This is a genomic window from Flavobacteriaceae bacterium GSB9 (genome assembly GCA_022749295.1).
GTDB lineage: Bacteria > Bacteroidota > Bacteroidia > Flavobacteriales > Flavobacteriaceae > Flavisericum.
This window is the reverse complement of sequence record CP062007.1, coordinates 1488451-1503065: the sequence shown is the minus strand read 5'-3', so window position 1 is coordinate 1503065 and position 14615 is coordinate 1488451. Positions and strand designations below refer to the sequence as shown.

9 protein-coding genes are annotated in these 14615 nt (G+C 37.4%); 7 read left to right on the top strand and 2 right to left on the bottom strand.

Annotated features, from left to right (window positions below):
* The first annotated feature begins 455 nt into the window (after positions 1–455).
* From ychF to GSB9_01288, 4 genes are all read left to right on the top strand, one after another.
* A complete protein-coding gene (gene ychF, locus GSB9_01292) occupies positions 456–1550 on the top strand; it encodes a redox-regulated ATPase YchF (GenBank protein UKM64735.1) in 1095 nt (364 codons plus the stop codon).
* Between the two features lie 179 nt (positions 1551–1729).
* On the top strand, positions 1730–2623 hold the full coding sequence (locus tag GSB9_01291) for a DMT family transporter (protein UKM64734.2): 894 nt from the start codon (positions 1730–1732) through the stop codon (positions 2621–2623).
* Between the two features lie 128 nt (positions 2624–2751).
* A complete protein-coding gene (locus GSB9_01290; GenBank protein UKM64733.1) occupies positions 2752–4605 on the top strand; it encodes a type IIA DNA topoisomerase subunit B in 1854 nt (617 codons plus the stop codon).
* A 162-nt stretch (positions 4606–4767) separates the two neighbouring features.
* Positions 4768–7431, top strand: a complete 2664-nt coding sequence (locus GSB9_01288) for a DNA gyrase/topoisomerase IV subunit A (protein ID UKM64731.1) — start codon at positions 4768–4770, stop codon at positions 7429–7431.
* Here the strand turns inward: GSB9_01288 and GSB9_01287 are convergent.
* On the bottom strand, positions 7423–8229 hold the full coding sequence (locus GSB9_01287) for a TerC family protein (GenBank protein UKM64730.1): 807 nt from the start codon (positions 8227–8229) through the stop codon (positions 7423–7425). The genes GSB9_01288 and GSB9_01287 overlap by 9 nt on opposite strands.
* A gap of 67 nt (positions 8230–8296) precedes the next feature.
* Positions 8297–9559 (bottom strand): carboxypeptidase-like regulatory domain-containing protein, encoded by a 1263-nt coding sequence (locus tag GSB9_01286; GenBank protein ID UKM64729.1) that lies wholly within the window; start codon positions 9557–9559, stop codon positions 8297–8299.
* A 376-nt stretch (positions 9560–9935) separates the two neighbouring features.
* Between GSB9_01286 and bshC the strand changes: the two genes are divergently transcribed.
* The 3 genes from bshC (at position 9936) to guaA (ending at position 14542) form a co-directional block, all read left to right on the top strand.
* Positions 9936–11537, top strand: coding sequence for a bacillithiol biosynthesis cysteine-adding enzyme BshC (gene bshC / locus GSB9_01285; protein ID UKM64728.1), 1602 nt, complete (start codon positions 9936–9938; stop codon positions 11535–11537).
* Positions 11538–11540: 3 nt separating this feature from the next.
* Positions 11541–12911 (top strand): aminotransferase class V-fold PLP-dependent enzyme, encoded by a 1371-nt coding sequence (locus GSB9_01284; GenBank protein UKM64727.1) that lies wholly within the window; start codon positions 11541–11543, stop codon positions 12909–12911.
* Positions 12912–13006: 95 nt separating this feature from the next.
* The gene (gene guaA, locus GSB9_01283) at positions 13007–14542 is read left to right on the top strand and encodes a glutamine-hydrolyzing GMP synthase (GenBank protein UKM64726.1); all 1536 of its coding nucleotides are present in this window, start codon (positions 13007–13009) and stop codon (positions 14540–14542) included.
* Positions 14543–14615: the final 73 nt, after the last annotated feature.

Here is a 14615-nt window from a genome sequence, read left to right as displayed (position 1 = left end):
GAGCGCAGTAGAAGTCTTATATAGTGCATAAATTAAGTTAATATGTATTGATTTTCTAGTAAGAAAAATCTAACTATTCTCATCGACTGATATGAGTCATTAAAAACAACGCATATCCTAAAAGATAAGCGCAACTCCAAAATCACTTTCCCCCCTCAAACGCTTTCATTTCTTCCTAAGGCTTTACAATGTTACTATTTCTAGAAAAGGGTTTAATTTGAAATTAACCTAACGTTAATATTTTGCGTGTAACTTATGGTGTGGATTAAAATTATGGCTGTTGATACTATTGCGCTTCACATTTGTTTAAAAAAATGCTAGACTTTAAAATAGGGCTATATCTATCAAACGATTAAAGCTTAATAATGTTTAGAAAAATAACCACAGAATTAACTACATTTGCACTCGCAAAAACCAAAAGACGATTCTTTTAACAAAATCAATTTATCCAAAAAATGAAAGCAGGTATTGTAGGATTGCCAAACGTAGGGAAGTCAACGTTGTTCAACTGTTTATCGAACGCCAAGGCGCAAAGTGCCAATTTTCCGTTCTGTACTATAGAGCCTAATATAGGTGTTGTAAATGTGCCAGATCCACGTTTAGAGAAATTAGAAGCCTTGGTTAAGCCAGAGCGTGTTTTGCCGGCTACTGTAGAGATTGTTGATATTGCCGGTTTGGTAAAAGGTGCCAGTAAAGGTGAAGGGTTGGGCAACCAGTTTTTGGCTAATATTCGCGAAACCGATGCTATTTTACATGTGCTCCGTTGTTTCGACAACGATAATGTGGTGCATGTTGATGGGAATGTAAATCCCATTCGCGATAAAGAAACTATTGACATGGAATTGCAGTTAAAAGACTTGGAAACTGCCGAGAAGAAGCTAGATAAAGTTAAACGTGCTGCGAAAACAGGAAATAAAGAGGCTCAAAAAGAAGAAGCTGTGCTTTTAAAAATAAAAGCGGGCTTGGAAGCCGGAACATCGGTAAGGGCATTAGAGTTTTCTGATGACGATTATGCCGATTTTGTTAAACCAAACCAATTTATTACGGATAAACCGGTTATGTACGTTTGTAATGTAGATGAAGGCAGTGCCGTTTCTGGGAATGCCTATGTTGAAAAAGTTAAAGAAGCTGTTAAGGATGAAAATGCAGAAGTTTTGGTTTTGGCTGTAGGTACTGAGGCTGACATTAATGAATTGGATGATTACGAAGAGCGTCAAATGTTTCTTCAGGATATTGGACTGGAAGAACCGGGATCGGCTAAATTAATTAGGGGGGCTTATAAATTGTTGAATCAGCAAACCTATTTTACCGCTGGTGTGAAAGAAGTTCGTGCTTGGACCGTAGATGTAGGCGCCACCGCTCCTCAAGCTGCCGGTGTAATTCATACCGATTTTGAAAAAGGGTTCATTAGAGCCGAAGTTATTGGTTACGACGATTATGTAAATTACGGTAGTGAAGCCAAAGTGAAAGAAGCAGGGAAAATGCGTGTTGAGGGCAAAAACTATATAGTAAAGGATGGCGATGTTATGCACTTCCTTTTCAACGTTTAAATAAAACAGTTAAATATAATTAGGCCTGTTGGGTTTTAATAACCTGACAGGTCTTTTTTTTTGTTACGGTATGTGCTTCAGCTTAATGCAATAAAATAAATACTTTAACAAGTTTTTGAACATTGTATTTAAAAGCTGTTTCTGAAAAAATAACAAAAGACGTTGGGTATTTTAGTAGAATGAAATCAACAAAATCATTCATTTACGGCATATTGCTCGGTATTTTGGGCATCGTGCTATTTTCTTCAAAAGCAGTAATGGTAAAATTGGCCTATCAATATAACGTTGATGCGCTTAGTGTTTTACTGCTTCGTATGTTGTTTTCGTTTCCTTTTTATTTAGTAGTGGCCATTAATATTAGGAAAAAGAATGTTGGTCAAAACACTTCAAGAGATTATGCTTGGGTGTTCTTTTTTGGTTTTTTAGGTTACTATTTATCCAGTTACTTCGACTTTGTGGGCTTGGAATACATAAAAGCCAGTTTAGAACGTATTATTTTGTTTTTGTATCCCACAATGGTCTTGATTTTTAACAAGCTTTTTTTAAAGAAGCCGATAACCAAAATTCAAATTATTGCTATAGGGTTGAGTTATTTAGGAATTGTTATAACGTTTTGGGGCGAGGCCGTCGCCACAGGAAGCGATGCCTTTATTGGTGGGTTTTTAATTTTACTCTGTGCAGTAACCTATGCTTCCTATTTGGTGGGCAGCGGTTGGTTAATTCCAAAACTTGGAGTGGTTAAGTTTACAACCTATGCCATGTTGGTGTCTTGTGTGTGCGTGTTTGTGCATTACGGATTGGTCTCAAAAATTAATATTTTAAATTATCCTTTTGAGGTTTATGTATTAGGGTTTTTAATCGCCATTTTTGCAACGGTTATTCCGTCATATTTGGTATCTGAAGCCATTAACCGAATCAATTCATCAAATTTTGCTGTAATTGCTGGTTTTGGCCCTATTTCAACTATAATATTGGCCGCTATTTTTCTTGACGAACGCTTTACGGTTATACAGTGGTTTGGTGCTTTAGTGGTTATTATTGGTATACTTTTGGTGTCTGTTAAAAAGAAATAGGTGGCATAAGTTGAGGTTCTCAACATAATCGGGGTATATTGTTAATTATTTTGTATTGCGCCTTTTTCTTTTTTTAAATGGTTATATTATATTAGCAACCCCTCACCAATTTTCACTTTTATAGATAAATGGCAGAACAAACCAAATATACCGAAGATAATATACGCTCGTTAGACTGGAAAGAGCACATCCGTATGCGTCCAGGAATGTATATTGGTAAATTGGGTGATGGTAGCTCGCCAGACGATGGTATTTACATCCTATTAAAAGAGGTTTTAGACAACTCTATCGACGAGTTTGTGATGGGGGCCGGAAAGACTATTGAAATTTCTATTCAAGGCAATAAAGTAATTGTTCGTGATTACGGTCGTGGTATTCCTTTAGGAAAGGTGGTTGATGTGGTTTCAAAAATGAATACTGGCGGAAAGTACGACTCCAAAGCCTTTAAAAAGTCGGTAGGATTGAATGGTGTGGGTACTAAGGCTGTTAATGCGCTTTCAACTTATTTTAGGGTAGAGTCTAATCGTGATGGGAAATCGGCTTCGGCTGAGTTTGCACTGGGCGAATTGACCGACCAGGAAAATTTAGAAGATACCACGCGCAGAAAAGGTACTAAAGTGTCTTTTGTTCCCGACGACACCATCTTCAAAAATTATAAATACAGAAGTGAGTATGTGGTTAAGATGCTCAAAAATTACGTGTATCTTAATCCAGGTTTAACTATCGTTTTTAATGGCGAAAAATATTTCAGTGAAAACGGTTTAAAAGATTTGTTGAATGAAAACATTAATGAGTCAGATTTATTGTATCCCATCATCCATCTAAGAGGAGATGACATTGAAGTTGCTATAACCCATAGTAAAACGCAATATAGCGAAGAGTATCATTCTTTTGTGAATGGACAGAATACAACACAGGGTGGTACCCACTTAAATGCGTTCAGGGAGGCTTTGGTTAAAACCGTTCGTGAATTTTATGGTAAGAATTATGATGCTTCCGACGTTCGTAAATCGGTGGTAAGTGCAATTGCCTTAAAGGTAATGGAGCCTGTTTTTGAAAGCCAGACTAAAACCAAATTAGGCTCGACCGATATGGGGGGCGATTATCCAACGGTTCGAACTTACATTAACGATTTTGTAAAAACCAATCTCGATAATTATTTACATAAAAACCCAGATACGGCCGAAAAAATTCAGCGTAAAATTTTACAGGCTGAGCGGGAGCGTAAAGAGCTTTCGGGTATTCGAAAATTAGCTAGAGATAGGGCAAAAAAGGCTAGCCTTCACAATAAAAAATTGCGCGATTGTCGGGTGCATTTTGGTGATACCAAAAACGACAGAAACCTTGAAACAACGTTGTTTATAACAGAGGGTGATTCGGCTTCAGGAAGTATTACAAAATCGCGGGATGTAAACACTCAGGCGGTGTTCAGTTTAAAGGGCAAACCACTTAACTGTTACGGATTGAGTAAAAAAATCGTTTACGAAAACGAAGAGTTCAACCTGCTCCAAGCGGCTTTAAACATCGAAGAATCTTTGGAGGATTTGCGCTATAATAACGTGGTAATTGCTACCGATGCCGATGTTGATGGTATGCACATACGTTTATTGCTAATTACGTTCTTTTTGCAGTTTTTTCCAGAAGTTATAAAAGAAGGGCACTTGTATATTTTGCAAACGCCGCTCTTCCGGGTAAGAAATAAAAAGGAAACCATTTATTGCTACACCGAAGATGAGCGTATTGCAGCCATAGAAAAACTAAAACCTAAGCCAGAAATAACACGATTTAAAGGGCTTGGTGAGATTTCACCCGATGAGTTCAAACATTTTATAGGTGATGATATCCGCTTAGACCCTGTAATGTTAGATGACGGGATGTCAATAGACGAATTGTTGTCGTTTTACATGGGTAAAAATACACCATCAAGACAGGAATTTATAATAGACAATCTTAAAGTTGAACTCGATTTAATAGAGGAATAGACTAGATTTAAAAATAAGATAATCATGTTATACAATAAAAACCGAAAAAAACGCTCTTACGACTATTTACGTAATCGAACGAGTAGTGAACAAGTACACAGATTGCAAAAAAAAGGTAAAGTAACACTAAGCGGTTCGCCCAAACAAAGACAATAGTTTTTAATGATAGAAGAAGAAAACGACGACGATTTAATTAAAAATGAAGGTGAGCCCCAAGAAACCATAACCCGAGTTACGGGCATGTACAAAGATTGGTTTTTGGATTATGCCTCATACGTTATTTTAGAACGTGCTGTGCCAGCCATCGAGGACGGTTTTAAACCCGTTCAGCGTCGTATTATGCATTCTATGAAAGACCTCGACGATGGGCGTTACAACAAAGTAGCTAACATTGTGGGGCACACCATGCAGTACCATCCACATGGCGATGCCAGTATTGCAGATGCCATGGTGCAAATAGGGCAGAAAGACTTACTTATTGATACGCAAGGTAACTGGGGTAACATTCTTACCGGAGATAGTGCGGCGGCCTCTCGTTATATTGAAGCACGACTTTCTAAATTCGCGTTGGATGTTGTTTATAATCCTAAAATAACCGAGTGGCAGGCCAGTTATGATGGTAGACGTAAAGAGCCGGTAAATTTACCGGTTATGTTTCCGTTATTATTGGCGCAAGGCGGAGAGGGTATTGCAGTAGGGCTTTCAACTAAAATATTGCCGCACAATTTTATAGAACTCATAGAGGCTTCTATCAAACATTTACAAGGAAAACGCTTTAAACTATTACCCGATTTTCCAACGGCAGGTATCGCCGATTTTTCAAACTACAATGACGGTGAGCGTGGAGGTAAAGTGCGTGTCCGTGCCAAAATTTCACAGCTCGATAAAAATACTTTGGTAATTACAGAGTTGCCTTATGGTACGACCACATCGTCGTTAATAGATTCTATTTTAAAGGCCAACGATAAAGGAAAGATAAAGGTCAAAAAAATTGAAGACAACACGGCTGCCGAGGTTGAAATATTGGTGCACCTGCCTTCAGGGTTGTCGCCCGATAAAACGATTGATGCCCTTTATGCCTTTACCAGTTGCGAGAGCTCCATTTCGCCTTTGGGTTGCGTGATTGAAGATAACAAACCGCTTTTTATTGGGGTTTCTGAAATGCTTCGTCGCAGCACCGATAATACGGTTCAATTATTAAAACAAGAACTCGAAATCAAGCTGGGCGAATTTGAAGAGCAATGGCATTTTGCTTCTTTAGAGCGTATTTTTATTGAAAACCGGATTTATCGTGATATTGAAGAGGAAGAAACATGGGAAGGTGTTATAAGTGCCATTGATAAAGGGCTCAAGCCGCACACAAAACATTTGAAACGTCCGGTTACAGAGGAAGATATTGTACGCTTAACTGAAATAAGAATTAAACGAATCTCTAAATTCGACATTGACAAGGCGCAACAAAAAATCGAAGCTTTAGAAGCTCAAATAGCCGAAATAAAGCATCACTTGGCTCATCTTATAGACTATGCTATTTCTTATTTCGAAAGGTTGAAAAAAGAGTACGGTAAAGGGCGCGAACGAAAAACTGAAATTCGCATTTTCGATGACGTTGATGCCACAAAAGTGGTGATTAGAAATACCAAGCTTTATGTAAACCGAGCTGAAGGTTTTATAGGTACTTCATTGCGTCGAGATGAGTATGTTTGCGATTGTAGCGATATTGACGATATAATTGTTTTTACCAGAGAAGGTAAAATGATGGTGACCAAGGTCGATTCTAAAACTTTTATAGGTAAAGACATCATTCATGTCGCGGTGTTTAAAAAGAAAGATAAGCGCACCATTTACAACATGATTTACCGCGATGGCAAAAAAGGGCCTTCCTACATAAAGCGTTTTGCGGTAACCAGTATGACTCGAGACAGGGAATACGATTTAACTAATGGCAACAAAGGCTCTATAGTGTTGTATTTTTCTGCTAACCCCAATGGGGAGGCTGAGGTAGTAACCATTTTGTTGCGTCAGGCAGGTAGTATCAAAAAACTGAAATGGGATATGGACTTTGCCGATATATTAATTAAAGGCCGTGCATCAAAAGGAAATTTGGTTACCAAATACTCAGTTAAACGCGTAGAGCTCAAAGAGAAGGGTATTTCAACCTTAAAACCACGTAAAATTTGGTTTGATGATACCGTACAACGTTTAAATCTTGATGGCAGAGGAGAGCTCATAGGAGAATTTAGAGGCGAAGACAAGTTGTTGATTATAAGTCAGTCTGGAATTGTAAAAACGGTTACGCCAGAGGTTACCATGCATTTTGATGATGATATGATTGTCTTGGAGAAGTGGGTACCTAAAAAGCCAATTTCAGCGATTTACTACAACGGAGAAAAAGAGTTGTACTATGTTAAGCGTTTTTTAATTGAGCAGGAGGGCAAAGAAGAGTCTTTTATTTCAGAGCATCCCAATTCCCAGTTGGAAATTGTTTCAACAGATTGGAAACCTATGGCAGAAGTTATTTTCGCAAAAGAACGTGGTAAAGACCGAAAAGATAATTTAGAAGTTAATTTAGAAGAGTTTATTGATATTAAAGGGATATCTGCTCAAGGAAACCAGCTTACTAAAGATAAGGTCAACCAAATAAACTTATTGGATCCGTTGCCTTATGAAGCTCCAGAGGAAGTGCATGCCGACGATTTGGAGGTTGTTGATGAAACCGATGTGTCGTCAAATGTTTCTAATGGTCCGAAGCAAGAAAAAACTTCTGATGATAAAGATAAAGGTTCGTCAAAAGACGATGGTGAAGGTCAAACCACTTTATTTTGATTCTTTTGATGTACCAGACTTTTTGTTAATTCTGAAGTTTAAAAATTCAACAAATAACGAAAAGGCAATAGCAAAGTACAGATAGCCTTTTGGTATGGCGCCAACTTCGTTTCCAAATAATTTGGTGTGCGATAGGTGAGCGGCCTCGGTAATGAGCATAAAACCAATTAAGATTAAAAAAGCTAGGCCCAAAATCTGCATACTTGGGTGATTCTTAATAAATTCTCGAATCGGGTTGGCAAAACCAATCATTATTATAATTGAGATTACTACCGCAATAATCATTAAAACCAGCGTGTAATTGTGATTTGGGTGTAGTCCGTTGGTCATACCTACAGCGGTTAGTATAGAATCTATGGAAAAAATAAAGTCGATAATAAGTATTTGAACGAGAGCTTGAGATAAGGTGTTCAGTTTTTTTTGTTTTATACTTTTCTCATCATGATTGGGCATTTCTACTTTTTCATGTATCTCAGAGGTGCTTTTATAAATTAAAAAAAGTCCTCCCGAAAAAAGTATAATGGCTTGCCAGCTAATGGCGATATGTAACCATGAGAGGTCAAGGGTGTAAAAGGGGGCTTTAAGCCCAACTAAAAAGCTAACAAAAAACAATAAAATAATGCGTTGTACCATAGCTAGTACCAAACCTATTTTAGTAGCTTTAGATTGTTGCTTTTCGGGAAGTTTATTGGCTGCAATAGATATAAAAACAATATTGTCTATACCCAAAATAATCTCTAAAAAAGTAAGTGTTAGCAAGGCCATAATGGCATCGCTAGTTAAAAGAAAATCAACCAATTTTCAAAAAATTTAAGTTTAAATTTAATGAAAATCGGGTAAATAATTTAAAAAAAATGACTTTGTTTTACGTTTTTTTAAGTTGTCTTTGAATCTTTTTGATAGCCGATTCTATGGATTTTTCGGGTTCAATAATATTATAGGCGCCCCAAAACCTTGGGTCTGAAAAACCCGAGGCTTTTTCGGTTAAAATGGTAGTTGGCCGTATTAATTGATGGCGCACTTTGGCCAATTTGGTGTCTTTAATTTCCCAGTCTGTTATGGCCATTTCACTGTTTAAGGAATATACATTATTGAACAACTTGCCTTTCCAATTAACTTTAAATGTTAATGATATATTGCTGTAGGCATAGTACCATTTACCATCTTTTATTCGGTAATTTACCCTATAGTTGGCCTCTTTGGGATGTACCTGAACCTTTCTGGGTTTTTTGCGAACAAACATTCTACTGGAGAGTTCTTTATTTGAAACATTTAGGCTGTAAACAGCGCTGGTTAGGGCTAAGGTGTTGGCGTCGATAAAGAGTTGACCATAGTAAAGCGGTTGTTTAATCTGCTTCTTCTGTTTAAAATTAACAACGAAAATAAGCTTGTTGTTTATTGTGGTAGAATTTCCGTAGCTAAATTCATAAAGCGGCATGTTTTCTTCTGTAAAAATGAATTCAGGATATTTAATAATATCTGTGTAAAGATTACTGAACGGTCCGCCTTGAAGTTTTAAGGCTAAGGTGTCCAGTCTACTGTAATCGGTGTTTTTTCTTGCTTTAACCAGTTCAATGTGGTCGTTCCGGTAGTTGTTGTAAGGCTGTTTATGGATTTTTATAACAGCTTCTGAAAGTGAAGCATTACGTCTGCGTTTTTTTATGGTCTCCCTGTAAAATGCCGTCATAAGTGTGTTATTATTGTTATAAATTGTGCTTTTCTTTCTTAAGGTCTCTTCAACCAGTTCGCGTGCATTTTTCGACGAAGCAATAATATTAATCTCGTTTAATGTTGTTGGTGCTGGGGTTAACGCTATTCTTTGGTCATTGGCAATTGAAGAAATCTTAATTTCTTTCGCTTTATAACCCAAATGTGTAATGGTTATATTTTCGTTTATAAAAGGTTTTGGCACTTTTAATAAAAATTCTCCGTCGCTGTTTGTAATAGTACTTATGTTAGAATTGTTTAAAACTACATCGACAAAAACTAGAGGTTTGTTGGTTTCTTCATCTATGATGCGTCCTTCTAGTTCAATAAAACTATCTTTAGTTTGTGCGCCTACGGTAGAGCAGTGCATAAAAATAATTAAGAGCAAATAAATAAAACGGTGTTTAGGTACTGTTTTCATAACAAAGGGAGTATTGGGAATAACATTATAAGTTACGAAAAATATTTGTAACAAGCTAATGTCCAGTGTGTTTGTGGCTAAATTGATTGTAAGACTTCATTGTTGTGTTGTCAACCTTGGTCAAAGTTGAAAATGAGTGAGATTGGGCGCAACAGCAAAAGAGGATTGGTATCAATTGTAGAGGTTTATTCGATTCTATTTCCATATGCATTCTTTTGTATTGATAAAAAAGGGATAATGTTAAAGTGTAAAATGTTGAATTAGTGTTATTTATTTGGTTTTGAAAGAATCATTAATTTAAGCCATTATATTATTAACTTATTTTTTAGAATGTTAAAAATGGAATAACTGTATATTTACGGGTTCAAAATAGGATATGCAAAAACAAAATTTACCTTTTTATAAAACAGGCTATTTTTCATCCTTAATATGTGATTATTTGGATGAAAGAACACACTTAAAACCGTTTTATAATCGTTTTCCGAATCTTGAAAATTTTAAAAGCCAAATAGAAGAAAAGAAGCAGTCGTTTGCTTCAGTGTCAAGAACAAACCTGGTTTCAGTTTTACAGAAGCAATATAAAAATGTTGCTGCTTCCGAAAGTACACTTCAAAATATAGAACTTTTAAAATTAGAAAATACCTTTACTATCACCACGGGGCATCAGTTGAACTTGTTTACTGGTCCGCTGTACTTTATCTATAAAATTGTTTCGGCAATCAACCTTTCAAATGAATTGAAAACTGCTTACCCTAATTTTAATTTTGTGCCGGTGTATTGGATGGCTACTGAAGACCATGATTTTGCGGAAATCAATTATTTCAACTTTAAAGGTAAAAAAATACACTGGAATAAAGCCGCAAATGGGGCGGTTGGCGAACTTTCAACGGATGGTTTAGAGGCCGTTTTTAATTTGTTTGCCCAAGATTTAGGGCATAGTAATAACGCAGAATATTTAAAAGAACTGTTTAAAAACGCCTATTTAAAACACAATAATTTAGCCGAAGCCACGCAGTATTTGGCCAATGAACTTTTTAAGGCATTCGGACTCGTAATTATTGATGCAAATAACGCAGAATTAAAAAAGCAGTTCGCCCCATTCATGGAAGAAGAATTGACGAAACAAACAGCGTTTAAGTTAGTTTCTGAAACCAGCGAGCAAATAAATAAATTGCCCGAAAATTATAAAATACAGGTAAATCCAAGAGAAATAAATCTGTTTTTTTTAAATGAAAACCTTCGTGAGCGCATTGTTTATAACGATGGTCTATATAAAGTGTTAAATACAGATGTTTCATGGGATAAAAAAGGTATTTTAAATGAATTGGAGCAGCATCCCGATCGTTTTTCGCCAAATGTCATTATGCGTCCGCTGTACCAAGAAGTGATTTTACCCAACTTGTGCTATATTGGCGGCGGTGGCGAGTTGGCTTATTGGTTTCAGTTAAAGCAATTTTTTAATGCGGTAAAGGTGCCGTTTCCAATACTTTTGTTGAGAAATTCGGTGTTGTTACAGTCTGAAAGTCAATCAAAAAAACTTAACAAGCTTAATATTTCTACCGAAGACGTTTTCTTAAAGCGCAATGCTTTCATTAATAAAAAAGTTAGGGAAATTTCGAATATCGATATCGATTTTTCATCTCAAAAAGCGCATTTAAAACAACAATTTGAAGATTTGTACAAGTTGGCTAAACAAACCGATAAATCCTTTTTAGGAGCTGTAAAGGCACAGGAGGTTAAGCAATTAAAGGGATTGGATAATTTGGAGAAACGTTTGCTTAAAGCCCAGAAAAAGAAGCTCTCGGATGAAGTTTCGAGAATGACCGACTTGCAAAACGAATTGTTCCCAAATTACAGTCTCCAAGAGCGAAGTGCCAATTTTTCAGAATTTTATTTGGAACATGGAGATGGCCTAATGGCATCACTGGTAGAAAACCTGGAGCCATTTAAAGGAGAATTTTCAATTTTGACGTTATAAATTATGCACCAAATAGATATTGATTTAGTAGAAATGACGCTCGATGTGATGAAATATGCCATCAACCGAATTTCTGCAACCGAACACCCCATAGGACAACCCAAAAAGGAAGAAGAGCTGAAAGCTATGGTGGGCGACACCGTAACGGCAAAAGGCGTTGGTGGCGAATTTGCATTCAACCTATGGAAAAAATATTTATCGAAAGCCAATGTGCCAATAGACCATCCAAGGCACTTGGCATTTGTGCCGGCTTCACCAACTAGGGCAGCTGTAATGTTCGATTTGGTGACCTCGGTTTCCAGCATCCATGGCGCATATTGGATGGAAGGTGCTGGTGGTATTTTTTGTGAAAATGAAGCGATGCGCTGGATGGTGTCGCTTACCGGTTTGCCAGAAGGTGCTTTTGGTGTATTTACTAGCGGGGGCACTGCAGCTAACCTATCAGCGATTGTTACGGCACGTGAGTATTGGCGTAGAGATGATACTTTTAAAAGAGAAAAAGGCTTGATTATTACCTCTGTTGGGGCGCATTCGTCTGTCAAGGCCATGGCCAAGGTGGCCGATGTTGATATCTTATTGGTCGATTCAGAAGAAAAATTAACCGGAGACGATTTAAGAAAAACCATAAACGGTTTAAGTTTCCACCAGCGAAAGCGCTTATTTGCAGTTGTGGCTACCGGCGGAACAACCAATGCGGGCATAATTGACGACCTAGAAGGTATAGCAGCGATTTGTGAAACCGAAAAACTTTGGTTTCATGTTGATGCAGCATATGGTGGGGGTGCTTTGGTTGCTGATTCTGTAAGGCACTTATTTAATGGTATTGAAAAAGCAGATAGTATAACCATAGACCCGCATAAGTGGATGTTTTCACCTTACGATTGCGGTGCCGTAATTTATAAAAAGCCAGAATTGGCTAAAGCTGCCCATGCACAGGAAGGGTCTTATTTAGATATTTTTAAGGATGAAGGGGCGCACGGTTTTAACCCAACCGATTATCAAATACAGTTAACCCGAAGGGTACGCGGGTTGCCATTGTGGTTTTCTTTAGCAACGCACGGAACCGATAAGTATAAAGAAGCTGTAGAACGGGGCTTAGAGTTGGCGCAGATTGCAGGACAATTAATTGAAAAAACTCCGAATGTAGAATTGGTTAGGGTTCCTAGTTTATCTTGTGTTCTGTTTAGAAGAATTGGGTGGAAACCTGAAGATTATACGCATTGGACATATAAAAATCACAAGTCGGGTTTTGCTTTGGTAACGCCTACAAAATGGAAAAATGGGGATGCTTTCGAAACCGTTTCCCGTTTTTGCTTTATAAATCCAGATACTACAGAAAACGATATTCAAATGATTTTAGATTCTATGGCGTAAAAATTGACTCGTCAAAGTTTACAGTCTGTTGAAAATTTAAGCAAAAAATTACAAGTGGTAATTCGCCAATAAAAAATCTATTACTATTTTTGCGCATGCAACACGATAAAGTACTAATTTTAGACTTCGGATCGCAATACACACAGCTTATTGCCCGTAGAGTTAGAGAACTCAATATTTATTCCGAAATACACCCGTTCAACAAGATTCCAGAAAATATAAAAGATTACAAGGCCGTAATTTTATCAGGTAGCCCAACCTCAGTTCGAGGTGAAGCCGCTTTACATCCCGATTTAAGTGGAATAAGAGGTGAAAAACCAATATTGGCCGTTTGTTACGGAGCGCAATATTTGGCCCATTTTTCAGGTGGTGAAGTAGCGCCCTCGAATACACGAGAGTATGGACGTGCAAATTTATCATTTATAAAAAGCAATGAGCCATTTTTTGCTCATATCCACACGGGAAGTCAAGTTTGGATGAGCCATAGTGATACTATTAAACAATTGCCAACCAAGGGCGTTTTAATTGCTAGCACACACGATGTAGAAAATGCAGCATATAGAATTGATGGCGAAGAAACATATGCTATTCAATTTCATCCTGAGGTTTACCATTCTACTGACGGAAAGCAATTATTGGAAAACTTCCTAGTAAATATTGCAGGGGTTCACCAAGACTGGACACCCCAATCTTTTGTTGAAGAAACCGTTGAGGCCATTCAAGAAAAAGTAGGAGACGGGAAGGTAGTTTTAGGGCTTTCCGGTGGAGTAGATTCAACTGTTGCAGCCGTGCTTTTAAATAAAGCTATAGGTAAAAACCTGTACTGTATTTTTGTTAATAATGGTTTGCTTCGTAAAAATGAATTTGAAAGCGTACTGAACCAATATAAAGGTATGGGACTTAACGTTAAAGGCGTTGATGCTTCCAGTAGATTCCTTGACGCTTTAAAAGGCATTGAAGACCCTGAACTAAAACGAAAAGCTATTGGTAATGCCTTTATAGAAGTATTTGATGATGAGGCTCACAAATTAAAAGACGTTGAATGGTTAGCACAAGGAACCATTTACCCCGATGTGATTGAAAGTGTTTCTGCTACAGGTGGGCCTTCAGCAACTATTAAAAGTCATCATAATGTTGGTGGTTTGCCAGATTTTATGAAATTAAAAATAGTGGAGCCACTTCGTGCTATATTTAAGGATGAAGTAAGACGTGTGGGAGCCACTTTGGGTATAGACCCCGAATTGCTAGGGCGTCATCCGTTTCCTGGCCCTGGTTTAGGTATTCGTATTTTGGGCGACATCACAGCCGAAAAAGTTAGAATCCTGCAAGAAGTAGATGCTATTTTTATTAACGGTTTGAAGGAGTGGGGGCTCTACGATAAGGTATGGCAAGCCGGCGCCATGCTGCTACCTGTAAATAGCGTTGGTGTAATGGGAGATGAACGTACCTATGAAAAATGTGTGGCACTCAGAGCTGTTGAAAGTACTGATGGAATGACGGCGGATTGGGTGAATTTACCTTACGAATTTCTTCAAAAAACATCTAACGATATAATAAACAGGGTAAAAGGCGTTAATAGGGTAGTTTACGATATTAGTTCAAAACCACCGGCAACTATTGAGTGGGAATAATGGCTAATTGATTTTTGGTTTGTAAGCTGTTTGGCACGTTGTGTGATAATATTAAAAAAAAGTATTTTTAACA